Source organism: Sphingomonas sp. G5, assembly GCF_052660795.1.
This window is the reverse complement of record NZ_CP109660.1, coordinates 45,014-69,316: the sequence shown is the minus strand read 5'-3', so window position 1 is coordinate 69,316 and position 24,303 is coordinate 45,014. Positions and strand designations below refer to the sequence as shown.

Here is a 24,303-nt window from a genome sequence, read left to right as displayed (position 1 = left end):
TCGAGGTCGACGCCCTACCCTGGAGGCGTGCGCACTCGACTGATCTCCGCGGCCCTCGCCGCCTCCGCCCTGCTTCTGCTCGCCGGCTGCGCCGGAGGCACCACGTCCGCTCCCGCCCCCGCGGCGAGTGCCTCGAGCTCGAGCGCCGCTTCGGGCGACTGCTCCTACCCGACATCGGGTCAGCCTTCCGCGGACGTCACCCCGCCGGCCGCGGGAACGGAGCGCCCCACCGGAAAGATCGAAGCGACCCTCGAGACCTCCGCCGGCGCCATTCCGATCACCCTGAACGGTGAGCGCACCCCGTGCACGGTCGAGAGCTTCGTCTCTCTCGCGCAGCAGCAGTACTTCACCAACACCGAGTGCCATCGCCTCACCACGCAGGGCATCTTCGTCCTGCAGTGCGGCGACCCGACCGGCACGGGCCGCGGCGGCCCCGGCTACCGCTTCGACGACGAGCTCGACGGCAGTGAGACCTACCCCGCGGGCACCGTCGCGATGGCCAACGCGGGCCCCGGCACGAACGGTTCGCAGTTCTTCCTCGTCTACGCCGACACGAAGCTGCAGCCGAACTACACGGTCTTCGGCACCATGTCGCCGGAGGGACTCGAGGTCGTCAAGAAGATCGCCGCGGCGGGCACGGCCGGCGGCGCGGCCGACGGCGCTCCGGCGACTCCGGTCACGATCACCGGCGTCACGATCGGCTGATCGCGGCGCGAGCATCCGACGCCGACCGGGCGAGAGCCCGCGACCACACCGCGGACATCTCGTCGGCGACGAGCCCGGATGCCACGAGCACACCGCCGCGGCGGGGGAAGAGCGATCGGCGACCGTCTTCGTCGCGCACCTCCGCCCCGGCCTCGTGGGCGATGAGCACCGCGGCGAGGTGATCGATCGGGCTGAACCGGTGCACCAGCGCGGCGCACCCGCGGCCCGCGGCCGGCCCGAGGAGCGTCAACGTTCCCGAGCCCATGACGCGCAGCGTGCAGAACGCCGCCGTGAGCGAGAGCGCGACGCCGTCCATCCCGGGCCAGGGCTCGTGGCCCGCCAGCTCGGTGCCGACCACTCCCCCGCGCAGCCCCGCGCGCTCCGGCAGGTGCAACGGGATGCCGTCGTGTCGAGCGCCCTGCCCGGCGACCGCATCGAACACCGCGTTCTGCCAGGGCTCCGCGACGACGCCGACGAGTGGCTGATCGTCGACGGCGAGCGCGAGCGAGAAGGCCGTCCAGGGAACGCCGTTGGCGAGATTGGTGGTTCCATCGACGGGATCCAGGTACCAGGTCGGAACACCGGTTCTCGCACTGCCCCCGTACTCCTCCCCGACGAACGCGTGGTCGGGAAAGCGATCGAGCACGACCTCGCGCACTCGCCTCTCGATGGCGCGATCGAGCTCGGTGACGAGGTCGGCCGGATGCGCCTTGGCGTGCACCGCCGTCACCCGGTACGCGCGCGTCTCGTCGATCGCCCATCGCGCGAGGTCCACCGCCAGTTCGCGGGCCGCGGATAGATCTGTCGGGGTCATCTGCTCTGCTCCTTCGTTGCGGATGCCGATCGCGTGGCGATCATCGCCTGCAATCGATCGAGGCGATTGGTGGTGATGGTGTCGATCCCGAGCTCGATCGCCCGGACGAGGTCGCTCTCGTCGTCGATCGTCCACGCGGTGACCGGCAGGCCCAGGTCGTGGACGGCGTTCACGAACCGATCGTCGACCACGGCAAACGGCGCGTTGATCAGCACCGGCGACAACTCCTCCAGGTCGAGTGACACCGGGGGCTGCTCGTGCGCCCACGGCAGCCAGATGCGCGCGTCCGCGTCCAGCTGACGGAGGACGCGCATGGCCTCGAGATGACCGCACCAGTCGACGACGACGCCCGAGGCCGCGACGACCGCGTGGGCCGCGGCGGCCGGGCGGGCGGCATCCATGTCGATCACCAGACGACTCTCGGTGTCGGCGAACAACGGCAGAACCTCGGCGAGGAGGGGCGGCCGGTGATCGGCGTCGCCGAAGGCGACGAGCTCGACGCTACGAACGTCCTCGATCTCGCGCGGGTCGCCCCAGAGCCGATCCAACGTGGCGTCGTGCAGGACGACCACGTCGCCGTCGGCGGTGAGACGCACATCGATCTCGACGACGGCCGCGCCTTTGGCGAGCGCCGAGCGCATCGCCGGCAGGGTGTTCTCGCACAGGCTGCCGGAGTCCCCCCTGTGGGCGCAGGCGCGCGAGACGCGTGCCGTCATCGTGACACCGCATCGACGAGACGGCCGTCGCGATACACCAGGGCCGAGGCGATCGAGGCGTATCCGCTGGTCCCCACCGTGGGCGGCTCCCCCGGAACGAAGGCGTCGAGGGTCGCGTCCTCGCGGCGCAGGCGCACCCGGTGGAAGTGCCCGTGCGGAACGACCCGCTCCACACGCGCCGGCACGGCACCGGGCCGGGAATCGAGCGTGAAGACGACGTCTTCGGGGCGGATGCCGACGACATCGGCGCCCGGAACGAGGCGCGTCCCGTCGAACCCGCCCTCGAGGCGGTTCATCGAGCCGATGAACGTCGCCACGAACTCTGTCTCGGGCCGCCGGTAGAGCTCGCCGGGAGCGCTGAACTGCTCGACGCGACCCGCGTTCATCACGGCTACGCGATCCGAGATCGACAGGGCCTCCTCCTGGTCGTGCGTCACGACGACCGTGGTGATGCCGAGCCTCTGCTGCAGGTCGCGGATCTCTTCGCGCACCCTGACCCGCAGCTTCGCGTCGAGGTTGCTGAGCGGCTCGTCGAGCAGCAGCACCTCGGGCTCCTGCACGAGCGCGCGGGCCAGAGCGACGCGCTGCTGCTCGCCGCCCGAGATGCGCGGCGGGCGCGAGTCGCGGTGGTGCAGCAGGTTCACCAGCTGCAGCACGGCGTCGACCCGCTCGGCGATCTCGGCGCGCGGGAGGCGGCGCAGACGCAGCGGGTAGGCCACGTTCTTGGCCACGGTCATGTGCGGCCAGAGGGCGTAGTTCTGGAACACCATCGCGCTCGGCCTCTTGTCGGGCCCGAGCCGGGTCACGTCGCGGCCCGCCATCTCAATGCCGCCCGCGTCGGGGACGAGGAAGCCGGCGATCATGCGCAGAGTCGTCGTCTTGCCGCATCCCGAGGGACCGAGCAGGGACACGAGCTCGCCCGGCTGCACGGTGAGGTCGAGGTCGTCGATGATGGTCCGCCCACCCAGGGTCTTGCGCAGAGAGCGCAGGCGGAGCCCCGCGGAGGGGTCGGACGAACCCGCCGGCGACGGTGAGAGCGAGGTCGGATCGGCCGCGATGGTCACAGCATGCTCCTTCATTTGAGCTGGAATCCTTCGGCGAGCTGACCGCCCATGACGTGCTTGCGCACGGCGAGCAGGAGCACCACCGAGGGAATGGCGAGCAGGATCGAGAACACCGCGGCGACCTGCTTGGGGAAGTTGAGGACGAGGGAGTACATCTCGGTGGGCATCGTCACGATGTCGGGGGCGCCGACCAGGTAGGTGCCCTGGGCTTCATCGAAGGCGGCGAGGAAGGCCATCACGCAGCCCACCAGGATGCCGGGGAGGGCCAGCCGCAGGGTGATGGTGAGGAAGACGCGCACGCGGGACGCGCCCGCGTCGCGCGCCGCCTCTTCGAGCGAGCGGGGCACCGAGGCGAAGGCGGCCGCGGGAATCCACGTCATGAAGACGATCGTTCCGAGCAGCTGCACGATCACCACGCCCGCCACCGTGTTCATCAGCCCGAGCGCGTAGTACAGCGAGGCGAGGGTGGCGAACAGCCCCATCTTGGGGAACGCGTTCGTGGCGAACAGACCGATCAGGAACACTCGCCGCCCGGGGAACTCGAACCGCGCGAACGCGTAGGCCGCCGGCAGGCAGACGACCGCCGCGACCACGACCACGATCGGGGTGATGGCGAGGGAGCTCTGGATCGACGACGCGAGCTGCGGGTCGGTCAGCACGGTCGACCACCAGCGCAGCGTCCACGAGTCCGGCAGCAGGTGCGGATAGGTCCACGTGTCGGCGAAGGCGTGGGCGCCGAGCCAGACGAGCGGCCCCAGCACGAAGACCAGCAGGACGACGGCGAACAGCACGGCGGCCGAGGTGCGCAGGGCCGTGGCGAGCGCCCGGGGCATCAGGCCCTCCCCTCGCGACGGGCGGTGCGGAAGTTGGCCCACACGTACAGGGCGCCGATCCCGGATGCCGCGGCGAAGACGACGAAGGCCATGACGATCGACTGCTGCGGCTCGTTGTACGACGTGAACGAGTTCGCCAGCGCCACCCCGAGCATCGTCGGCGCATTGGGGCCGGTGAAGTACGGCACGGTGTACGAGCCGATCACCCCGATCGCGGTGAACGTCACGGCGATGACGATGGGCACCGCGCTCATGGGCACGAGGATGGTCCGGACGATGCGGACCGTTCCCGCACCGGCGTCGCGGGCCGCCTCGATCATGGCATCCGGGATCGACTGCAGACCCGACGTGATCATGAGCACGGCGAAGGGCAGCGACGTCCACGCCGAGCCGATGACGACGGCGACCGGGGTGAACGCCCACACCGGCGCGTCGAGGCCGACCGCCGCGAACAGGCTGGTCAGGAAGCCGTCGGCCGAGTAAAAGGTCAGGATCGCCCACGACGCGATGACGACGGGGATGAACAGTGGCACGATCGCGACCGCCGAGAGCAGCCGCGCCAGGAACCCGCCGTGCAGGCGCAGGAAGAGGCCGATGCCGCCGGCGAGCACGAGCACGATCGCGGTGCTGGCCAGGGTGACGCCGAGCGTCAGGCCGAGGTTCTGCCAGAAGTCGTCGGCGCCGAACACGTCGCCGTAGGCGGCGAGCGTGGGCACGGCGCCGTCGGCGCGGTGGACGTTCTGCCCCACCGCGGCGATGACCGTGTTGAGGCCGCCGGTGAACCCGACGCTGAACGCGAGCGCCGTCACCACCGGCACGCCCACGAACAGGGCGATCACGAGCACCGGGGGGAGCGCGAGCAGGAAGCCGGCCGCCGCCGCCCGCCGAGCCGGGTGGGCTCGGCGGACGGCGGGCGCGCCACCCGCGGTGCGGTGGCGGCGGTCATCACTTGCCGGGGACCTTCTGGGCCCACGCCTTGTTCATGTCGGCCGCGTTGGCCGAGAAGTAGCCGGGGCGCAGGTTCGCGATGTCGGCGTCCTTGAACGTGGACTGCACCGATGCCGGCAGCTTGTCGAGCGAGATCACCGGGTAGCCCGAGATGCTGTCGGCGACGAGCGCCTGGGCCGTGGGCGAGAGCACCCACGAGAGCAGCTTCTCGGCATCGGCCTGACGCGGCGACGCCGCGGGGATGCCGAGGTAGCTGGCGCCGCCGGTGAACGAGGGGTCCGAGATCTGGGTGTAGGCGATGTTCGAGGGGATCTGGCCGTTCTTCACGCCGGTCACGAACTGATCGCTCCACACGGGCGCCATCGAGATCTGCCCGCTCGAGAGCAGGTCGAGCACCTGGCTGTTGCCGTTGGGGTAGACGCCCTTCTGGTACACCGAGGCGTTCAGGCCGGCGAGGGTGGCGAACCCGGTGCTCCAGTCGCTCTCGAGGTCGGGGGCGGCCTCGGTGGCGAGCTTCGTGCGGTCGGTCGCCGAGATGTTCTGGTCGAGCACGGTCGTCACGAACGAGGCGCCGCTGCCGCCCGTGCTGGGCGCGCAGTAGGTGAAGCGACCGGGGTTGGCCGTGATCCACGCGAGCAAGTCGGCGAGGGTCTTCGGCGGGGTGGCGACCGTCTTGGTGTCGTAGGCGAGCACGACGCTCGACCCCCGGTAGGGCACGCCGCCGTTGCCGCCGGCCTGCACGAGAGCTGCGGGTACGTCGGAGAGCGCGGGCACCTGGTCGGCGGTCACGGGGGTGAGCAGACCGGATGCCGCGACCTGGGTCACGAAGCCGGCGTCGACGAGGTCGTAGCCGGGGTCCTGGTGCTGCACCGTCGCGGCGGTGAGCTTGGCCACGGTCTGCTGGTCGTGTGCGCCGTGCAGGTCGAAGTCGACTTTGACCGTGTAGCCGGGGTTGTCCTTCTCGAACGCGGGGATGAGCGTCTTCTGCCAGAGGTCCTGGATGTTGGTGTCGGCGCTGAGGAAGACGGTGAGGGTCTTGTCGGACCCGTCGGACGACGAGCCGTTCGAGCCGCTCTGGCTGCAGCCGGCCAGGGCGAGCCCGACGGCCGCGACGGCGGCGAGGGAGGCGATCAGGCGAGGACTTTTCACGGGGTTCTCCTGTGAGAGGAAGGGGGTTCGGGTGCGTCGTCCCGTGCGGCGCGAGGACGACGGTGTCACGCTAACTCGCGCGCTCATTTGCGACGAAGCCCTGACTGGAGGTTTCAAATGAGCGCCTATAGCCGTTCAATGAGCGTTAATCTGAGCGAAAGTGAGCACCCCCAACCTGAGTTCGACCCCTGAAGGAGCGGCCGTGCTGACCCATCAACGCGAGGCGGCGATCGTCGAACGCCTCGAAGCCGTCGGAAGCGTCACCGTGGACGAACTGTCGCGTCTGCTCGGCGTGAGCGGCACGACGATCCGTCGAGATTTGGAGCGCCTCGAACAGCGCGCGCATCTGCGGCGGGTGCACGGCGGTGCGACCATCGCCCGGACGCCCGAATCGGGCCAGGACGGGGAGCTCGACGACGACACGCGCGAGAAGGAAGCCCTCGCCCGAGCCACCGCCGACCTCATCGTCGACGGTCAGGTCGTGCTGCTCGACATCGGGATCACCACCCGGCGTCTGGCTCGACACCTCCGCGGTCGGCCGGTGACCGTGATCACCAACAGCCTCGCCGTGCTCGACGCCCTGGGCGACGACGACGTGGCGAGCCTCGTGCTCCTCGGCGGCATGGTCGGCGGCAAGACACGAACGCTCATCGGCCCCTTCACCGAGCAGGCCCTGGGGCGCGTGCACGCCGACATCGCGGTCATCAGCAGCACCGGAGTGAAGAACGAGGGCGCCGTGGTGACCGATCTGACCCACGAGGCCACCATCAAGGGCCGCATGCGCGAAGCCGCCGACCGCTCCATCTTGGTCGCGAACACGTCGAAGTTCCCCGGCAGCGGTTCCTACCGCATCGCCTCCCTCGGGGACTTCGACACGATCGTGACCACCGATCGCGTCGAGTCGACGGCGCTGACCCGAGCGGCGCGCGGAGGCGTAGAGGTCATCCGCGCCTGAGGCGCGGACCGCACGGTTCGAGTGCTCCGCCGGTCGCGCGCCGATGCTCTCGCGCGGCGGCCTCGTCAGCCGTCGTGGCGCTGCAGCCAGTCGAGCGCGAGCTGCCGGCTCGCGTCGGCGGCAGCGGTCAGTGTGCCGTTGGTGTCGCCGGCGCCGTGCTCCATGCCCGGGTACTCGACGTAACGGTTCACGATGCCGCGTTCGGTCAGCAGGTCGACGAAGCCGCGGGTGCGATCGGCGAGCACGAGGTGGTCGCGGGTGCCCTGGTAGATCAGGGTGGGCGGGGAGTCCGCCGTGATGTGGTTCGCCGAGTCGGTGAAGCGGTAGCGGTCGGGGTACTGGGCGGGAGTGCCTCCGATGTACCACTGCTCGACCTGGCGGGCGATCGCGGTGGCATCCCCGATTCCCGTCAAATCGACCGCGGGGTACCCCGCGATCACGGCGCGCACGGTGGGCAGCGGGGTTCCCGACGGGGAGCAACTCGACGTGAGGGTGCGGTCCGCCGACATGTACGCCGCGTTGACGGCGAGGTTGCCGCCCGACGACAGTCCCAGCGTGGCGATGCGGTCGGGATCGAGGTTTTCTGCTCGTCCGTCGTCGGCGATCCAGGCGAGAGAGCATCCGATGTCGGTGACCTGCGTGTCCCACGCGTGAAAGGTCGACGAGGCGAGACGGTAGTCGACGTCGAGGACGGCGTAACCGTGCTCGGGAAGAAAGCCCGTGTACGCGTTCGGCCCGCGGGTGCCGGTCGAGAACCCGCCACCGTGGATCGAGACCACGACGGGCCACCCCGCCTGGGGGGCTGTGCCCGAGGGCAGGTACAGATCGGCCTGGAGCGTGGTCGTGTCCGCCGTGCCCAGCGTGACCGTGCGGCTCGGGCCACTGCCGAGACCGGTGAACGGCAGCGCGGGAAGCAGCGGGCTCACCCCGACCCCGAGCGAGCCGATCGAGGCGACCAGCAGCGCCGTGCTGGTGACGACACCGACCGTGCCCGCGGTCCCGCCGACGGTCAACCAGAACGGGAGGTGCCGGATGCCGCGCCGCGGCCTCCAGAGGAGGACCGCGCAGACGAGACCGACGACCGCGACGACGAGGTTCCAGATGCCGAGCGTGTCGCGGAACAGCCCGATCACGAGAACGACGAACTGCGTCACCTCCGTCTGGAGGAGCCACATGGTCCACGACACCGGGACGATCGCGAGCAGTTGAGCCAGAACCGTGTAGCCGATCGTGAGGACGGCGAGAGAGGTAAGGATGACACGGGCCGTGCGGGACCGCACTCCCGGGTCGCGGGGGGTCTTCACGGTCACACCGTACCGGCGGCGCGTGGTGAGACGCCATGACCTGACCGACGACCACGTCGCACGGACGGACGTCGGGGCACGGCATCCCTCCGCTCTAGAATCGAGGGCATGTCCAAGGTCTTGCAGTCCCTTCCCGTCGGCGAGCGCGTCGGCATCGCCTTCTCGGGTGGTCTCGACACCTCGGTGGCCGTCGCGTGGATGCGCGACAAGGGCGCCGTCCCCTGCACGTACACCGGCGATCTCGGCCAGTACGACGAAGACGACATCGCGTCGATCCCCGGCCGCGCCACGCAGTACGGTGCCGAGGTCTCGCGCCTCGTCGACTGCAAGACGGCACTGGTCGAAGAGGGCTTCGTCGCCCTTGCGTGCGGTGCCTTCCACATCCGCTCGGGCGGACGCACGTACTTCAACACCACGCCGCTCGGTCGCGCCGTCACGGGCACGCTGCTCGTGCGCGCGATGAAAGAAGACGGTGTCGACATCTGGGGCGACGGCTCCACATACAAGGGCAACGACATCGAGCGGTTCTACCGCTACGGCCTGCTCGCCAACCCCGCCCTGCGCATCTACAAGCCGTGGCTCGACGCCGACTTCGTCACCGAGCTCGGCGGCCGCAAAGAGATGAGCGAGTGGCTCGTCGCTCACGACTTCCCCTACCGCGACAGCGTCGAGAAGGCCTATTCGACGGATGCCAACATCTGGGGCGCCACGCACGAGGCCAAGACCCTCGAGCACCTCGACGTCTCGCTCGAGATCGTCGAGCCCATCATGGGCGTGCGCTTCTGGGACCCCGCGGTCGAGATCGAGACCGAAGACGTCACCGTCGAGTTCGAGGCCGGTCGCCCCGTCGCCATCAACGGAACGCGCTTCGCCGACCCGGTCGAGCTCGTGCGCGAGGCGAACACCATCGGCGGCCGCCACGGCCTGGGCATGAGCGACCAGATCGAGAACCGCATCATCGAGGCCAAGTCGCGCGGCATCTACGAAGCCCCCGGCATGGCGCTGCTGTTCCTGACCTACGAGCGTCTGGTCAACAGCATCCTGAACGAAGACACCCTCGCCACCTACCACGAGCAGGGTCGTCGCCTCGGTCGCCTCATGTACGAGGGCCGCTGGCTCGAGCCGCAGTCGCTCATGCTGCGCGAGTCGATCCAGAAGTGGGTCGGTTCGACCATCACCGGTTCGGTCACCGTGCGCCTGCGCCGCGGCGAGGACTACACGATCCTCGACACCGTGGCATCCGGCATGTCGTACTCGCCCGAGAAGCTCTCGATGGAGCGCGTCGGCGATGCCGCCTTCGGTCCGGTCGACCGCATCGGGCAGCTCACGATGCGCAACCTCGACATCGCCGACTCGCGCGCGCGTCTCGAGCAGTACGCCGCGATGGGCCTGCTAGGAGGGCCCACCGGCGAGCTCGTCGGCGACGTCGCCGTCGGCGGGGCGCAGGAGATCATCGAGCCCGCCGCTCCCCTCTCGGCCGACGGCGAGCGCCTGGCCGAGGCGACGGATGCGGCGGGCGAGTCCGCCGCGTTCGACGCCGGCACCGACTGACCAAACCACCTCGACGAGAGCCCGCGGCGCCCCTTCGGCACCGCGGGCTCTCTGCGCGTCGGGACGCGCTCGCGGCTCTTCGCGTGAGGGGTCAAGAACTGTCGCTTGCGGATGCGCGAGGCGACAGAAAATGACCCCTCACGCGCGATGCATCGCGCACCCGGGTGGGATAAGTTGCACACACCTGTGCACTTTCAGAGTACACTCGACCTGTGAGCACCCCCACCCGCCGCGACGCCGTCGAGAACCGCGCCGGCATCCTCGACGCCGCCACGGCCGCCATCGGCCACGACCCGCGCGCCTCGATCGACACGATCGCCCGTCGCGCCGGCCTCTCGCGCCGCGCCCTGTACGGGCACTTCGACGACCGCAACGCCATCGTGCGCGAGGTCATCGCCGCCGGAGCGACCCGCTTCAACGCCATCGCCGATCGCGTCGACGACGCCGACTCCCGCGTCGCGCTCGCCCGACTGGCATCCGAGCTCTGGCGCGAAGCCGCCCACGTACAGGCCGCGGCCGCGCTCGCCCTCGACGACGCGCACCTCGCCGAGACCTCCGACGCTCTCGCCCCGCTCCGCCGCCGCATCGACCAGATCGTGCGCCGCGGGCAAGAATCGGGAGAGCTGCGGACGGACCTTCCCGCGCCGACCCTCGCCCGCCTGCTCGAAGAGACCGGCCGCATGGTCGTCGCGCGAGTGGATGCCGGCTCGTCGACGGCCCGCTCGATCGCGGTGTGCGCGGTCCTGGGCATCGCGGGTCTGTCGTGGACCGAGGCGCGCGCCCTGCTGGAACAGCACCCCGACCTGGAGGCGCAGTGAGAGTCGTCCTGAACGCCGTCGCGAAGGGCCGTGCGCACAGTGCCCTGCCGGAGACGTCGACCTCGTATGAGACCGGCCGCGCGACCCTGGTCGTCGCCGAGACCGAGCAACGCCCCACGGTGCTGGGCCTCGTGGCATCCGGTCGCATGAAGATCGACAGCGGCACCGTGACCCTCGACGGTCGCTCCGACTCCTCGGGCATCCGCCGCCGGGTCGCGCTCGTCGATGCCCCCGTGGTCTCGGAACCCGAGTCGAACGTCACCGTCACCGGGGTCGTCGCCGAGGAGCTGATGTTCGCCGGCCACGCCCCGAATCCGTTCTCCGCCGCGCGCTGGCTCGAGGGCATCGGGCTCGAGTCGCTCGCGAACGTGGCCATCGGCAACGTCGAGCCCGCAGCCCGGGTGCGCCTGCTGCTCGAACTCGCAGCCCTGCGCAAAGACGTCGAGGGGCTCGTCCTGGTCGCCCCAGACCGCCACGGCGGCGAACCGCTCGCCTGGTGGCGTATCGCCGAGGAGTTCGCCGAGCGCGGGTACGCCGTGCTCGTGGTCGCGGGCCACGCCTCGAGGACCATGATCGACGCCCTCGACGAGACGGTGGAGGCCGCCCGATGAAGATCCCGCAGATGATCACGGCGGAGCTGCGCCGCCTCACCTCGACGCGCATGTCGGTGATCGCGTTGATCGCGCTGCTCGCCGTGCCGATCCTGTACGGCGGTCTGTACCTCTGGGCCAACCAGGACCCGTACGGCAACCTTTCGAGCGTGCCGGTCGCTCTCGTGGTCGACGACCAGGGCGCGGACGTGAACGGTCAGCACCGCAACCTCGGCGATGAAGCCGCCGAGCAGCTGCTCGACAGCGACACCTTCGAGTGGCACCGGGTCTCGTCCGACCAGGCCGACGCCGGTCTGCAGGCGGGCGACTTCGACTTCATCGTCACCCTGCCGACCGACTTCTCCGAAGCCGTGGCGACGCTGTCGAGCAGCTCTCCTCGCCAGGCCGACATCGAGCTGCGCACCAACGACGCGAACAACTACCTCGCCTCGACGATCGGCACGCAGGCGGTGGCGAAGATCCAGGAGTCGGTGGCGAAGAAGGTCGTCGATGAGGCGGGTCGCTCGCTCCTCGATGCCCTGCACACCATCCGCGTGAAGCTCGTGGATGCCACGGACGGGGCGACCCAGCTCGTCGACGGTCTCGCGACCGCGAAGAACGGGTCGTCGCAGCTCTCGACCGGGTCGACCACCCTGGCTGATGGCGCGGCGAAACTGGCCGACGGCAACGCCCAGCTGTCCTCCGGCGCGAACCAACTGCGCGACGGAACCGCTCAACTCCGCGACGGCTCGGCCCGCGTGGCCGACGGCGCCCAGCAGGTCGCCGGTGGAGTCGACCGTCTCGACGCCGCGGCCCGTCAGGTGGGCTCGGTCGCGGGCGACGCGGCGTCACAGCTGCCGCAGGCCCGAACGGACATCGCGAAGGCCCTGGCCGACGCCGGACTCGACCAGACCCGCATCGACGAGATCCTCTCGCGCCTCGACCCCGTGGGCGAGCGCCTCACCACCGCCAACGCGCGCGTCCAGGACACGGTGAAGCAGATCGATCAGCTCGACGACGGCGCCCGCCAGGTCGCCTCGGGAAGCGCCGCCCTGGCCACCGGCGCCGCCACCGCGGCCGATGGCGCATCGGCCCTCGCCGAGGGCGCCGCCACCGCGGCATCCGGTGCCTCCCAGCTCCGCGACGGATCCGCGCAGCTGCGCGACGGAGCGACCCAGCTGGATGACGGCATCGGGCAGCTCTCGACCGGCGCCACCCAGCTCCGCGACGGTCTCAGCGCGGGGGTCCATCAGATCCCCGACTCCGACGACTCCACGCGCCAGGCGCAGGCGTCGGCCATCTCGGACCCCGTCGCCGTGGGCACGAGCTCGGTCACGAAGGCGCAGAACTACGGTGCGGGGCTGGCCCCGTTCTTCGCCGCGCTGGCCGGATGGATCGGCATCTACGCACTGTTCCTCATCGTCAAGCCGGTGTCCAAGCGCGCCGTGACGGCGCTGCGTTCGCCCTTCCGCGTCACGCTCGCCGGGTGGCTCACGCCCGCGGGCCTGGGGGCCCTGCAGATGGTGGGGCTCTTCACGATCCTGGCGTTCGCGCTGCAGTTCTCGTTCGCGAATCCGTGGGCCGCTCTCGGCATCCTGATCTTCGCGTCGGCGACGTACGCGGCCATCGTCCTCGCGCTGAACGTCTGGCTCGGGTCGGTGGGTCAGTTCCTCGGTCTCGTGCTGATGGTGCTCCAGCTCGTCACCGCCGGTGGCACCTTCCCGTGGCAGACCCTGCCCGGCCCCCTCGCGGCGCTGCACCACGTGCTGCCCATGGGATACGTGGTGGATGCCATGCGCCAGGTCATGTACGGCGGAGACGTCTCGAGGGTCGGTCAGGACCTGCTGGTGCTGGGTGCGTGGATGGTCGGCGGCGTGCTGGTCGCGGCGATCGGCGTGACCCGCATGACGCACCACCGCACCCTGCGCGACCTGCAGCCGAGCCTGATCGGCTGACGCGGGCACCCGGCGCGGCGCGCGCACCGATAAGCCGGCCTGTCGAGGAGGAACGGGGTGCTCCCGACAAGAGGACGGGTGGGGAACGGTTTGCCGTCCCCACCCGTCCTCAGTTGTGAGCGTGAGAAATCAGTTCTTGCCCGCACCCTCCCCACGGGATGACGTGGCGTCGGCCGTCCGGACCGCGTCGGGTGCATTGGTGGTCTTGGTCACCAGGGGTGACAACACGAGCCAATCGATGTTCGGAGCGTTGCCGGTCGTGTTGCCCAGGCGCAATGCGCCGCCCGCCGTGGTCAGGTCGATGGGAACAGTGTGCGTCCAGAACCCGTTCCACGAGTAGTTGTTGCGGAACGCACCGCGCGTGGTCGCGCCCCCGTCCTCGCTGATGTCGAGGAAGCGGGTGATGACGTCGGTGTTGTACGCATGTCCGGTGTTCTTGTCGGCGTTGGCATACCGCACCGTCAGGTCGTACTGCCCCGCGCCGAGTCCGCGGGGACGCGTGAGGGTTGCGTAGTTGTCGGCTCCGCCGCCGAGCCACCCCAGATGCTGGCCCGAGACGTTGGTCGGCGCTCCCGGAGTCTCGAGGCGGGCTGCACCGTGCAGGGTGATCTGCGAGGAGTCCTCCGCCTCGACCTGCACGCCCGCCGCGTCGCCGTCGGTGGCCCGGGTGACTGTGACGGACTGCACGGCCGCCCCCTGGGACGACGCCAGACGCAGCTCGCTGATGCCTTCGGCGAGGTGCACCCGTGCCGTCGACGTCCAGGTGCCCGCCGCGTCGGCGCCGAGCCCGGTGATCGTGCGGTCGTTCAGACGCAGGCCGAGATCGGCGGCTCCGGTCGTGGAGTAGCGCACCGCGACGTCGTAGTAACCCGTCTCCCGCGCGGAGGCGAAGAACGTGGCGCTCTTGTCGCCGCTCAACATCGCCGCGCCCTTGCCGTAGTCCAGCGGCGCGTCGGTGCGTGAGAGCACGGCTGGATAGGTCGTGGTCTCGGGTCCGTCGATGCGCGTCAGGTCGAAGCGGTCGAGCGAGATGTCGGAGCCGGGGAGCAACGTCGTGCCGTCGGCGCTCATGCGCACAGAGAGCTCATGACGGCCCTGGCTGAGGGAGACGAGGGTTTCGCCGCGACCGCGGTAGCCCCAGTCGAAGCCCGCCTCGTAGTCGATCGTGGCGGCCTGCTGACCGTCGACGAACAGAGCGTGCGAGCCCGGGCCGATCTTGCTGCCGTTGACACCGGCGATCGCACCGAAGCGGTACGTGCCGGTCGTGGGCACGTCGACGGTCCACGTCAGCGAGGAGGTGACCTGGTTCGTCGAGCCGACATCGAAACCGCCGGATGCGGAGAATGTCCAGTCCGCGGCTGGGTCCTTCTCGTATACCTCGACGTCGCGCAGTGTCGTGTTCTCGGCCTCGATCGTCGCGGACCAGGTGCTGTCGGAGACCGGGGCGACCGGCAAGGCGGGGGTGATGACAGCCTGGTAAGCGTCCAACCGGTTGTCGCTCGGCACATCGATCTCGATCGTGCCGCCGACCGCGACCCTCTTCGTGACGACCACGGGCGGCGCCTGAGCCTCGCCCTCCTGACCCGACCATTCGGCCTTGCGGACCTGGATGTCGACGGTCGTGCCGAAGACGGCAGGATCAAGTCCCGACACGTCGAGGCGGGTGGCGTCGTTCGTCCCGCCGAACAGCACCGTGGCCTGCTTCTTCGCGGTGTCCACGGCGCCGATGCCCTGCAGGGTGTCGGGAGCGTTCAACGCGGGAGGCGTGACCGAAACGGTCTGGCCCGAGAGGTCGCCGTACCATTTCAGCAGCCACCACGCGCCGTTCGCGCCGTTGGTCTTGGCCATGTTGTCGTTCAAGTTTCCGGCGTAGGTCCAGTAGGCCGTCTGTGCATCGACCTTCTCGTCCTCGAACATCGCGAGCCACTGGACGAGGTTCCCGGGAACCGACATGTCGCGGCGCATGGCGTACTCGGTGATATTGACGGGTCGCGGTGAGACACCGAGGTCGCTCTCGATCTGTCGGTACTCCGCCAGGTGCTGACGGAAATACTGCAGGCTTCCACGACCGAGCTCGTGCCACGTGAACAGGTCGGGCAGCACGTCGTTGGCCTTCGCGAAGGCGAGGAAGTCGCGCGTACGCGTGGGCTGCCAGCCGGTATCGCCGTTGCCGGCGATCTTCGCGTCGGGGTAGACCTCCTTGATGGCCTGGTAGACGGCCTTCCAATCCTGGAGGTACACGTCCTTCATCGAGTTCCAGTCGCTGTACCAGTTGCCCCCGTCGGGCTCGTTGAACGGCGTGAAGACGTACTTCTCGGGGTGGTCGGACTCGTCGACGACGCTCTTGACCACCGTGCGGACGATGTCGAGGTAGGTGGAGAAGTCGGACGGACGCTTGCCGCCGTTGTAGGCCCAGTCGGGGTAATAGTCCTGGATGTTGGTCATCAGGTACTGGCCCCCGTTCTCGAAGAACGCGTCCTCGACCTCGAGGGGATCACCATTGGGGTGTTGCGCGCCGTGCGGTGCCTTCTGCGTGAGGTTCTTGGGGCTGGCGCCGGCGATGATCGGGTCGGTGGGCACGCCGTCATCGGAGAGGCCGTAGAGCATCCCCGACGCGCCTCCCTTGACGGCGCCGGTCGGCTGGCTGAAGTCGACGCCGATGACATCGACGGTCGCGGCGTTGGCGGGTGCGGCTGCTCCGGCGGCGAGGCCGGAGATCACCAGGGCGGCGAGCGCCGCGGAAGCGGTCACTCGATCGAGATTCTGGCGGGGGCGGATCACGTGTACTCCTTCGTACGGTGGGGCGGGGGCGCTGCAAGGGGGATGGGGGATGCCAGGTCGGACGCGTCGCGCGGTCATGTGCCGCAGCGCGGCTCTCGGGGTGCCCGGCGACGAACGGGCACCCCGAGAGTCATGTCACTTGAAGAGGGCGTTGACCTGGTCGTTCGCGGTCTTCAGCGCGCTCACGTCGGACACGCCCTTGAGGTAGGACTCGATCGCGGCCTTCATCGTGTCGTTCACGTCCGACCAGTGGTCGGCGATGGGGAGCAGTTTGGTGGTGCCATCGGTCACCTGCTCGGTGAATCCCGTGACATCCCAGCCCTTGGCCGCGAAGGCGGCCTCGGCCTTGGCGGTCGAGGTCTTGACGGCGGGGAAGACGACGGCGGCCTTGCCGATGACATCCTGGCAGTCCGCCGAGCCGAGGTACTTCACCCACTGCCACGCGGCATCCTGGTTCTTGCTCCCGGCCCAGATGCCGTCGGAGAGACCGTTGAAGAGGCTGGCGCGCTGACCGCTCGGGCCGACCGGGGTGGGGGCGACCTTCGTGGCGATCTTGTTCTGACCGAGGTATGAGCCGTTCATCCAGCTGCCGTCGGTGACGAGCGCGTAGCGACCGGCGAGGTAGCCGTTCAGCGGGTCCTGCTCCGACAGAGCGATGTCGACGCTGGGCATGAAGCCCTTCTCGATCAGCCCCTTATACCAGGCGAGGGTGTCGCTGAACTTCGTGTCGCCATAGTTCCAGGAGCTCGTCCAGGGCGTCTTGTTGCCGTAGTACCAATCGTTGCTGAGGGCATAGGGAGACCAGGTCTGCTGACCGCTGGCGTTCAGCCCGTTACCGCTGAGCGCGAGTCCGTAGACGGCGACCTTCGACTTGTCGAAACCGGCCTCGTCTCCTCGAACGCCGTTCTGGTCGATCGTGAGGTGGGCGACGAGCTTCTCGAACGAGCCGCCGTCGGTGGTGTTCCACGCGAGTGTGGAGAGCTGGTCGGCCGTGTAACCGGCATCCGTCACCATCTTCTCGTTGTAGAACGTCGCGACGGTGTCGAAGTCCTTCGGAAGGCCGTAGCGACCGCCCTCCGGCGTGGTCCAGAGGTCGGCGAGGCCTTCCTGATAGATGCCGAGGTCGAGACCGTCCTTCTCGACGCGATCGGAGATGTCGAGCAACTGCCCCTGAGAGACGAATTCGGGGTAGTACGACAGGTGGTCGGCGAAGACGTCCGGGGCGGTGCCCGAGGCGAAGCCCGTCGTCAGACCCTGCCAGTAGTCCGACCAGCCGAATTGCTCGATCTTGACGGAGATGCCCGACGACTTCTCAAAGTCTTCCGCACACTGCTGGTAAGCGGGCTGCTGATTGCTGTCCCACAGCCAGTAGGTGATCGAGTCACCGCCGGTGGCCGCGGTACCGCCCGCGGAAGAGCACCCGGCGAGGATGACGGGAACAGCCGCGGCGACGGCGGCGACCGCGACGGTGCGGTGCGCGCGTGAGATGGTGCGCATGGGATTGCCTTTCAGGAAAGGGATGTGCGGGTGGGGCTCCCCGCCCGACGTTCGGGTCGCCGGGCGGGAGATGAGGGGCGGGGGGTCACTTGATGCCGGAGTAGCCGAGGTTGTCGACGAGCTTCCGGCCGAAGAGGATGAACAGGAGGAAGATCGGCAGGGCCGCGATCAGCGTCCCGGCCATGAGGCCGGCCCAGTCTGGGCCCGTCTGCGGAGTCTGCGAGCGGAAGATGCCGAGCGCGACGGTGAGTACGCGCGAGTCGTCCGCGCGCCCCACCAGGAGAGGCCAGAAGTACTCGCCCCATGCCGTGATGTAGGTCAGCAGGGCGAGGGTGAAAACCGGAGTGGATGACATCGGCAGCACGATCCGAAAGAAGATGCGCAGGTGTCCTGCACCGTCGATCTTGGCCGACTCCTCCACTTCGCGACTGATGCCGAGGAAGAACTGGCGCATGAAGAAGATCGCGAACGGCGTCATGAAGAAGAACGGCAGGATGATGCCGGCGAGGGTGTTGAGCAGGCCGAGATCGCGGATGAGGATGAAGTTCGGCAGTTGCACGAAGATCGGCGGGATCATCAGCGCCGTCAGGAAGAGAAAGAAGACGGCGTCGCGCCCCTTCCACTCCAGCCGCGCGAAAGCGTAGGCCGCCATCGACGAGAACAGCACCTGGCCGAACGTGATCACCGTGGCGACGATGACGGTGTTGCGCAGGTACAGCCAGAAGTCGATCGACCCCGTGGTCCCCCCCTCTGCCGCCGCCTGCTCCGGTGACGACAGACCCAGGACGCGTGCGAAGCCGCCCCAGCTGAACTCCACCGGCAGAAGGCTGCCGGCGTTCGTGTACAACGCGGTGTTGGTCGACAGCGCGGTGCGCAGCATCCAATAGAACGGGAACAGCGTCACCACCAGCAGCACCACGAGAGCGGCCCAGGCGAGGAGGCGCCCGAGTCCGATGCGGCGGCGACGGGGAACTTCACGGCGGGAGCCGACGGGCGCGGGCTCGGACCGGGTGACGCGGGGAGGTGTTGCGACGGAGGTCATGAGGGGCTCCTATGCCAGATCCGACGAGTTCGAGCGCATGATCTTGAGCTGGAAATAGGCGACGACGGCCAGCACGACCAGCAGGAAGACCGACATGGCCGACGCGTATCCGAGGTGGAATTTCTCGAAGGCCTGTTGGTAGATGTAGTAGTAAATGACCCGGGTCGAGTTGATCGGTCCGCCCTCGGTCGTGACCGCGACGGTGTCGAAGATCTGGAACGACCCGACGACGGTGATCACCAAGACCAGGGCGAGCACCGGTCGCAGCAACGGCAGCGTGATCGAGCGGAACATGCGCACCTCGGACGCACCGTCCAGAGCTGCGGCTTCATAGAGTTGTGTCGGGATGGTCTGCAGGCCGGCGAAGACCAAGAGCGCTGTGTAGCCGACGTAGCGCCACACATTGATGAGCGCGATGGTCGGGATGGCCAAGGCCTCGCTGCCGAAGAAGGCCATGCGGTCGCCGCCGAGAGCGTCGAGGAAGACGTTGATGATGCCCGTGGAGTAATCCATCATCCAGAACCAGACCAACGCGACCACGACGTTGGCCACAAGGTACGGCAGCAGGATGATGCCACGGATGACGGCCGAGCGGGTGAGACGGTGCATCAGCACGGCGATGCCCACCGCGAGCACCGTCTGCACGCCGATGTTGATTACGACGTATTCGACGGTGACGCCGAGGGAGTTCCAGAAGAGCGGATCCGCGACCATGCGGGTGTAGTTCTCGACACCCACGAACTTCCCGGCGCCGATGAGATTCTGGTCGGTGAAGCTGAACCAGATGCCTCGCAGCGAGGGGACGAGATAGAAGGCGAGGAAGCCGAGAGCGGCGGGGGCGATGAACAGAAGGGCGATCTTCGCGTCGCCGCGCCGACGACGCGCGGCACGGGGAGCGACGATCGCGCGAGTGTCCAGCGATCGGGTCGTCGGGGACTGGGTCGGGGCGCTCATCGGACGACCTCCACGTCGAGCAGGACACTGGTGTCGGGATCGAGGGCGGCGACGTGTACGCCGATCTCCTGGAGGACGGCACCGGACAGACTGATCCCGCTGCGGTACCACGACGGATGGATACGCGGGTCGTAGGCCGGCAGCGGCCCCGGTCCGCCCACGCGGACGCGGTATTCGCGGTCGGGATCCAAGCCCGGGAGACGCACTCGACCCACGGGCCACGTGACGTGCCGCTCCCGCAGGATGACCGCGTAGAGGGCGCGATCGCGGTGGGGACTGACCGAGCCGTGCAACCACAGGTCGCCGCCCTCGAGTTCGCGGCGCACCGTCGTACCGGAGTGGATGAGGCCGCGGACGCCCTTGTAGTAGGCGACCCACGCCGTCAGTCGTTGCAGGTCATCGGGCGAGACCGTGGTGAGATCCCACTCGATTCCGAAGTGCCCGAAGAGCGCGGTGGCCGCCCGGAAGTCCAGGTCGATGCGGCGGCGGGTGGTGTGCGCCCTGTCCGCGCCGACGTGGCTGCCGACCAGCTCCGGCGGAAGCAGCTGCGCGGTCCAGCGCTGGATCTGCTGCCGTTCGCGGGCGTCGATGCAGTCCGACGCCCACACGCGATCGGTGTGCTCCAGGATGCCGAGGTCGACGCGTGCTCCTCCGGAGGAGCACGACTCGATCTCCAGTCCCGGGCAGGCGCGGCGGATGGCGTCGAGCAGGCGATAGGTCGCGAGGGTCTGTTCGTGTACGCCCGCTCGCCCGGTCCGGGTGGACCCGGCCTCGATGAGGTCGCGGTTGTGGTCCCACTTGATGTAGTCGATTCCGTGCTCGCGCACGAGCGAGACGATCTGGTCGAAGACGTGGGCGAAGGCACCCGGGTGCGAGAGATCGAGAACCTGCTGGTGTCGGAAGTCGACGGGCAGACGACCGGGCACCTGCAGGAGCCAATCGGGGTGGGCGGTGGCGAGGTCGGAGGTCACATTGACCATCTCGGGCTCGAACCACAGTCCGAATTGCATGCCGCGTCGCTTGACCCCCTCGACGAGGGCGCGGAACCGTCCGCCGCCCCAGACGTCTTCTGCGATCACCCAATCGCCCAGACCCGACGTGTCGTCACGGCGCGAGCCGAACCATCCGTCGTCGAGCACGAAGCGTTCCACTCCCACGCGCTCGGCCGCGTCGGCGAGTTCGAGCAGCCGCGGCAGTTCGTGGTCGAAGTAGACCGCCTCCCACACGTTCATCACCACGGGGCGGGCGGAGCGCGGGTGCGAGGGCCGCGAGCGCAGGTGAGCGTGGAAACGCGCGGCGACGGCATCCAGTCCGGCACCGTATCCGGCGAAGAGGGCGGGGGTCTCGTACGTTTCACCCGGAGCGAGCTGGATTTCGCCAGGCAGCAGGAGTTCGCCGCCGAGAATCAGCCGCTCCCCCGAGAAGGCGCGTTCCGCGAGCACACGGTGGTTGCCACTGAACGCGACGTGAAGCCCCCACACCTCGCCCTGGCCGAAATCGAGATCGGCTGTCCCCGCGGCCAGGAACGTGGCCGCATCGGCGCCCGTGCGTCCGTGTCGACCCTCGCGAAGGTGCGTACCAACCGTGAACGGACGCGACTGGGCGACCCTCTCTTTGGCCCACCGCCCGGCCATGTCGAACACGACATCCGCGCGGGTCGGTACCGGCAGCGCCAGATCCAGCGCGTCGATCGTGTAGGAATCGACGCCGTCGTTCCGCAACGTCGCCGAGAGGCGCAGGAGTCCACTCGGCAGCAGCTCGAGCAGGAGCCCGAGGGAGAGCTGGGCGTCGACGTCGACCGCCCGCACGCTCACCGATCCACCCGACGGCGCATCGTCTGAGATGTCCACCGAGACGGGAACGAACCGCGTCGACCACGCCTGTCCCGAACGGTGGCCCTGAAGACCCGGGGTACCCGTCCATCCCGCGGCGTTCTCGGGCACGACTCCGACGATCACCGGCACGTCGACACCGTTGGTGGCCAGTGGCGGCTGTGCGTGCAGGGCGAGCTCGCGGAGGGAGTCGGCATCCTGCGCCCCGATGTCACCACCCCAGTGGATGACGAAAGGGAGAGCGTCTTGCGGCAGGCCGAGGACGACGGCGACGCCGGCCGCCCGGAGGGTCACGGCCGATGGCCAGAGGGCCTCGAGGTCGCCGTTGATCTCGTTCATCGTTTGGGTGGTCACTGCGTCATCGCCTTCCGGAGAACCCCTCGTCGGGTTCTGCAAACGTTGGTCAAGCTAGCATGCGTTCACTCGCTCTGCAAACGTTGGTCAGAGATTTTCTTCGAAAAAAGAAAACGTTGGTCACTAGACTTGGGTCATGCCACTCGATCGAGATGTCCCCGGGATCGTCGACGTGGCCGAGAGAGCCGGAGTCAGTCTCTCCACGGTGTCCCGCGTGATCTCAGGACGCACCCGCGTGAGCGATCGGCTCCGCGAAAAGGTCGAGGCAGCGGTGGCCGAGCTGGGCTATCGGCCGAACGCCGCCGCGCAATCCCTGGTCAGCGGACGTCGATCGACGGTCGCCGTGTTCGCGCGCAACACGATCCGCTACGGGTACGCCGCCACTCTGCAAGGTATCGAGGAGGCCGCTCGGGCCGCCGGCTACGTCATCATGATCGCCGTGGTCGAGTCCGACGACCCCGCGGCCATCTCGGCAGCCGTCGACGGCGCCCTCTCGCAGCCCCTTGCCGGGGTGATCGTGATCGAGTTCGACGAGCTGGGCGTCGCAACCCTGGCGGCCATGCCCAAGACGGTGCCCGTGGTCGCCGCCGCCGGTGCCCGGCGTCCACCGGGCGAGACTCCTCACGCGTTCCTCGACGACTACGTCGGAGGATACGAAGCCACGAAGTACCTGCTCGCCCAGGGGCATCACACCGTGCACCACGTCGCCATCCCCGCCACCCGCCCCGGGACGGGTCGCGCGTGGGGGTGGCGTGCGGCGCTGGACGAAGCCGGCGCGCGCGTCCCTCCCCTGTTGCAGGCGAGCTATTCGCCCACGTCGGGATACGACGTCGCCCAGACTCTCCTCGACGACGATGCCGTAACAGCGGTGCTCTGCGGTAACGATGAACTCGCCATCGGTGTCGCGCGCGCCTACCAGGAGATCGGTAGACGCATCCCCGAAGACGTCAGTGTCGTCGGCTTCGACGACCAACCGTTCGCGCGCATGTGGACTCCAGCCCTCACCACCGTCCGCCAGGACTTCGTCGACCTCGGCCGACGCACTTTCGCGCTGCTCGGCACCTGGATGGAGCAGGGGCGTCCTCCCGAAGACTCCGCCGTGACGCCCGAGCTCGTCGTGCGCGAGAGTGCGGGGGCGCCGCGCCTGCACGCGTGATCCACGCCGCGGCCGCTCACGATCGGGCGCAAGCACTGTTCAGGCCGGGACGAGTGGGGGCGGTCCTCGGTCGCACCGGCAGCCGCACGTCGAACACCGTCCGGGGGCGCGGCCTGCGCCGACGAAGAGACGCTGCCGCAGATTGCTCGAAGCCTGACCCGCCCCTTCCGAGAGGGGCCGTCACGCTCAGCGCGTCATCGCGCACGGCTCCGGACGTGACTCGACGTGCCCGCTGGCGCCGGTACCGCGAGACCGGGGTTCGCGTCCGACATCACGCGCGGCTGCTCCGACCGGCACGGGTCTGTGCCCCCTCATCGCGCGCCCTGGGTCGCGCCCATCCAGCGTGAGGCGGGTTCCTTCACTGTTCTGCGCCTCCCCACTTCTCAGGTTCCCGAGCCTGCCGACGAGCGGACCCGCCCGTGCGTTCGGTCAAGGGGTGCGCCGCCCTCGACGATCACGATCTACCGTAAGAAATGTCGAACGGAGGGATGCCATGGCCGCCCGCAACACCCGCCTCATGCGCTGCACGCCCGACGACCTGTTCGCGGTTCTCTCCGACGGTTGGCTCTATCCCATCTGGGTGGTGGGGGCGGCGCGCATGCGCGATGTCGACGAGCAATGGCCCCAGGAGGGGTCGCAGATCCATCATTCCCTGGGCATCTGGCCCGTCATGATCCACGACGAGACCAAGATCGTCGAGTGGGACCCTCCGCGCCGAATGCGGTTGCGGCCCGAGGCCGGCATCCTGGGCCGCGGCGTCATCCGTATCGACGCCCGGCCGCATGAACTCGGCACCGCCGTCACCATCGCCGAGGAGCCCGTGTCGGGAGCGGCGGCTCTGCTGCCGTCGCTGCTGTGGAAGCCTCTGCTCGTCGCGCGCAACCACGAGTGCCTCAACCGTCTGGCTTTCCTCGCCGAAGGGCGGCGAGAGAAACGCGAAGCGCGCGAACCGCAGCACCGGAAGACCGATCCGGATGACCTCGGCGAAGCCGGCAGCTGACCCGACCGCCCCTCCATAAACGCTCTTTCTAGCGAGACACGCTGCCTCACGGCGTGTCTCGCTAGGGAGAGCGTTTATCGCAGCGGTGAGCGGTCGCAACGGCCAGCGGTCGCGGCGGTGAGCAGTCGCGGCGGCCAGCAACGGCCAGCAGCGGTAGCGGCAGCAGCGGCAGCAGCGGTAGCGGCAGCAGCGGTAGCGGCAGCAGCAGCAGCAGCATTCAGCAGTCGCAGCGGCCAGCGGAGGCAGCAGTCGCGGCGGCCAGCGGACGCAGCGGCCAGCACTCCC

General features: G+C 69.0%; 20 protein-coding genes. 8 read left to right on the top strand and 12 right to left on the bottom strand.

Annotated features, from left to right (window positions below; translation table 11 throughout):
- The first annotated feature begins 27 nt into the window (after window positions 1-27).
- Complete coding sequence (locus NE358_RS00330) at window positions 28-705, top strand: peptidylprolyl isomerase (RefSeq protein ID WP_103207315.1); 678 nt, start codon at window positions 28-30, stop codon at window positions 703-705.
- On the opposite strand, the gene NE358_RS00325 is transcribed toward NE358_RS00330, so the two are convergent.
- From NE358_RS00325 to NE358_RS00300, 6 genes are all read right to left on the bottom strand, one after another.
- A complete protein-coding gene (locus NE358_RS00325) occupies window positions 692-1,519 on the bottom strand; it encodes an inositol monophosphatase family protein (RefSeq protein WP_289940344.1) in 828 nt (275 codons plus the stop codon). The genes NE358_RS00330 and NE358_RS00325 overlap by 14 nt on opposite strands.
- Entirely contained in the window at window positions 1,516-2,235 is a 720-nt protein-coding gene (locus NE358_RS00320) for a glycerophosphodiester phosphodiesterase (RefSeq protein WP_289940343.1), read from the bottom strand. Before NE358_RS00320 ends, NE358_RS00325 begins: the two co-directional genes overlap by 4 nt.
- Window positions 2,232-3,299: an ABC transporter ATP-binding protein gene (locus NE358_RS00315; RefSeq protein ID WP_499318122.1), complete on the bottom strand. Its 1,068-nt coding sequence runs from the start codon at window positions 3,297-3,299 to the stop codon at window positions 2,232-2,234. The genes NE358_RS00320 and NE358_RS00315 overlap by 4 nt, the downstream gene beginning before the upstream one ends.
- A gap of 11 nt (window positions 3,300-3,310) precedes the next feature.
- Window positions 3,311-4,132, bottom strand: coding sequence for an ABC transporter permease (locus tag NE358_RS00310; protein ID WP_141376998.1), 822 nt, complete (start codon window positions 4,130-4,132; stop codon window positions 3,311-3,313).
- A complete protein-coding gene (locus tag NE358_RS00305) occupies window positions 4,132-4,971 on the bottom strand; it encodes an ABC transporter permease (protein ID WP_499318120.1) in 840 nt (279 codons plus the stop codon). The genes NE358_RS00310 and NE358_RS00305 overlap by 1 nt, the downstream gene beginning before the upstream one ends.
- Before the next feature lie 106 nt (window positions 4,972-5,077).
- On the bottom strand, window positions 5,078-6,229 hold the full coding sequence (locus NE358_RS00300; protein ID WP_103207332.1) for an extracellular solute-binding protein: 1,152 nt from the start codon (window positions 6,227-6,229) through the stop codon (window positions 5,078-5,080).
- Window positions 6,230-6,431: 202 nt separating this feature from the next.
- Between NE358_RS00300 and NE358_RS00295 the strand changes: the two genes are divergently transcribed.
- Window positions 6,432-7,184: a DeoR/GlpR family DNA-binding transcription regulator gene (locus NE358_RS00295; protein WP_258027892.1), complete on the top strand. Its 753-nt coding sequence runs from the start codon at window positions 6,432-6,434 to the stop codon at window positions 7,182-7,184.
- A 65-nt stretch (window positions 7,185-7,249) separates the two neighbouring features.
- Here NE358_RS00295 and NE358_RS00290 read toward each other — a convergent pair whose 3' ends face one another.
- A complete protein-coding gene (locus NE358_RS00290; RefSeq protein WP_147301867.1) occupies window positions 7,250-8,488 on the bottom strand; it encodes an alpha/beta hydrolase in 1,239 nt (412 codons plus the stop codon).
- 108 nt (window positions 8,489-8,596) lie between these two features.
- Here NE358_RS00290 and argG point away from each other — a divergent pair, with 108 nt between their 5' ends.
- From argG to NE358_RS00270, 4 genes are all read left to right on the top strand, one after another.
- On the top strand, window positions 8,597-10,039 hold the full coding sequence (argG, locus tag NE358_RS00285; RefSeq protein WP_289940338.1) for an argininosuccinate synthase: 1,443 nt from the start codon (window positions 8,597-8,599) through the stop codon (window positions 10,037-10,039).
- A gap of 212 nt (window positions 10,040-10,251) precedes the next feature.
- Window positions 10,252-10,857: a TetR/AcrR family transcriptional regulator gene (locus NE358_RS00280; protein WP_289940336.1), complete on the top strand. Its 606-nt coding sequence runs from the start codon at window positions 10,252-10,254 to the stop codon at window positions 10,855-10,857.
- The gene (locus tag NE358_RS00275; protein ID WP_289940334.1) at window positions 10,854-11,468 is read left to right on the top strand and encodes a hypothetical protein; all 615 of its coding nucleotides are present in this window, start codon (window positions 10,854-10,856) and stop codon (window positions 11,466-11,468) included. The genes NE358_RS00280 and NE358_RS00275 overlap by 4 nt, the downstream gene beginning before the upstream one ends.
- Window positions 11,465-13,402 (top strand): YhgE/Pip domain-containing protein, encoded by a 1,938-nt coding sequence (locus NE358_RS00270; protein ID WP_289940332.1) that lies wholly within the window; start codon window positions 11,465-11,467, stop codon window positions 13,400-13,402. The genes NE358_RS00275 and NE358_RS00270 overlap by 4 nt, the downstream gene beginning before the upstream one ends.
- A gap of 129 nt (window positions 13,403-13,531) precedes the next feature.
- Here NE358_RS00270 and NE358_RS00265 read toward each other — a convergent pair whose 3' ends face one another.
- From NE358_RS00265 to NE358_RS00245, 5 genes are all read right to left on the bottom strand, one after another.
- Complete coding sequence (locus NE358_RS00265; RefSeq protein WP_258027893.1) at window positions 13,532-16,183, bottom strand: carbohydrate-binding protein; 2,652 nt, start codon at window positions 16,181-16,183, stop codon at window positions 13,532-13,534.
- Between the two features lie 135 nt (window positions 16,184-16,318).
- The gene (locus NE358_RS00260) at window positions 16,319-17,680 is read right to left on the bottom strand and encodes an ABC transporter substrate-binding protein (protein ID WP_103207349.1); all 1,362 of its coding nucleotides are present in this window, start codon (window positions 17,678-17,680) and stop codon (window positions 16,319-16,321) included.
- A gap of 85 nt (window positions 17,681-17,765) precedes the next feature.
- The gene (locus tag NE358_RS00255) at window positions 17,766-18,722 is read right to left on the bottom strand and encodes a carbohydrate ABC transporter permease (RefSeq protein WP_103207352.1); all 957 of its coding nucleotides are present in this window, start codon (window positions 18,720-18,722) and stop codon (window positions 17,766-17,768) included.
- A 9-nt stretch (window positions 18,723-18,731) separates the two neighbouring features.
- The gene (locus NE358_RS00250; protein ID WP_180993415.1) at window positions 18,732-19,676 is read right to left on the bottom strand and encodes a carbohydrate ABC transporter permease; all 945 of its coding nucleotides are present in this window, start codon (window positions 19,674-19,676) and stop codon (window positions 18,732-18,734) included.
- The gene (locus NE358_RS00245) at window positions 19,673-21,862 is read right to left on the bottom strand and encodes an alpha-galactosidase (protein ID WP_289940325.1); all 2,190 of its coding nucleotides are present in this window, start codon (window positions 21,860-21,862) and stop codon (window positions 19,673-19,675) included. The genes NE358_RS00250 and NE358_RS00245 overlap by 4 nt, the downstream gene beginning before the upstream one ends.
- A gap of 136 nt (window positions 21,863-21,998) precedes the next feature.
- Between NE358_RS00245 and NE358_RS00240 the strand changes: the two genes are divergently transcribed.
- Window positions 21,999-23,018, top strand: coding sequence for a LacI family DNA-binding transcriptional regulator (locus tag NE358_RS00240; protein WP_103207358.1), 1,020 nt, complete (start codon window positions 21,999-22,001; stop codon window positions 23,016-23,018).
- A 493-nt stretch (window positions 23,019-23,511) separates the two neighbouring features.
- The gene (locus NE358_RS00235) at window positions 23,512-24,018 is read left to right on the top strand and encodes an SRPBCC family protein (RefSeq protein WP_103207360.1); all 507 of its coding nucleotides are present in this window, start codon (window positions 23,512-23,514) and stop codon (window positions 24,016-24,018) included.
- Window positions 24,019-24,303: the final 285 nt, after the last annotated feature.

Bases quoted from the DNA above. Each gene is read 5' to 3' on its own strand.
- NE358_RS00310 (WP_141376998.1), bottom strand. From the start codon at position 4,132: ATGCCCCGGGCGCTCGCCACGGCCCTGCGCACCTCGGCCGCCGTGCTG.
- NE358_RS00320 (WP_289940343.1), bottom strand. From the start codon at position 2,235: ATGACGGCACGCGTCTCGCGCGCCTGCGCCCACAGGGGGGACTCCGGC.
- NE358_RS00270 (WP_289940332.1), top strand. From the start codon at position 11,465: ATGAAGATCCCGCAGATGATCACGGCGGAGCTGCGCCGCCTCACCTCG.
- NE358_RS00255 (WP_103207352.1), bottom strand. From the start codon at position 18,722: ATGACCTCCGTCGCAACACCTCCCCGCGTCACCCGGTCCGAGCCCGCG.
- NE358_RS00240 (WP_103207358.1), top strand. From the start codon at position 21,999: ATGCCACTCGATCGAGATGTCCCCGGGATCGTCGACGTGGCCGAGAGA.
- NE358_RS00235 (WP_103207360.1), top strand. From the start codon at position 23,512: ATGGCCGCCCGCAACACCCGCCTCATGCGCTGCACGCCCGACGACCTG.
- NE358_RS00260 (WP_103207349.1), bottom strand. From the start codon at position 17,680: ATGCGCACCATCTCACGCGCGCACCGCACCGTCGCGGTCGCCGCCGTC.
- NE358_RS00325 (WP_289940344.1), bottom strand. From the start codon at position 1,519: ATGACCCCGACAGATCTATCCGCGGCCCGCGAACTGGCGGTGGACCTC.
- argG (WP_289940338.1), top strand. From the start codon at position 8,597: ATGTCCAAGGTCTTGCAGTCCCTTCCCGTCGGCGAGCGCGTCGGCATC.
- NE358_RS00250 (WP_180993415.1), bottom strand. From the start codon at position 19,676: ATGAGCGCCCCGACCCAGTCCCCGACGACCCGATCGCTGGACACTCGC.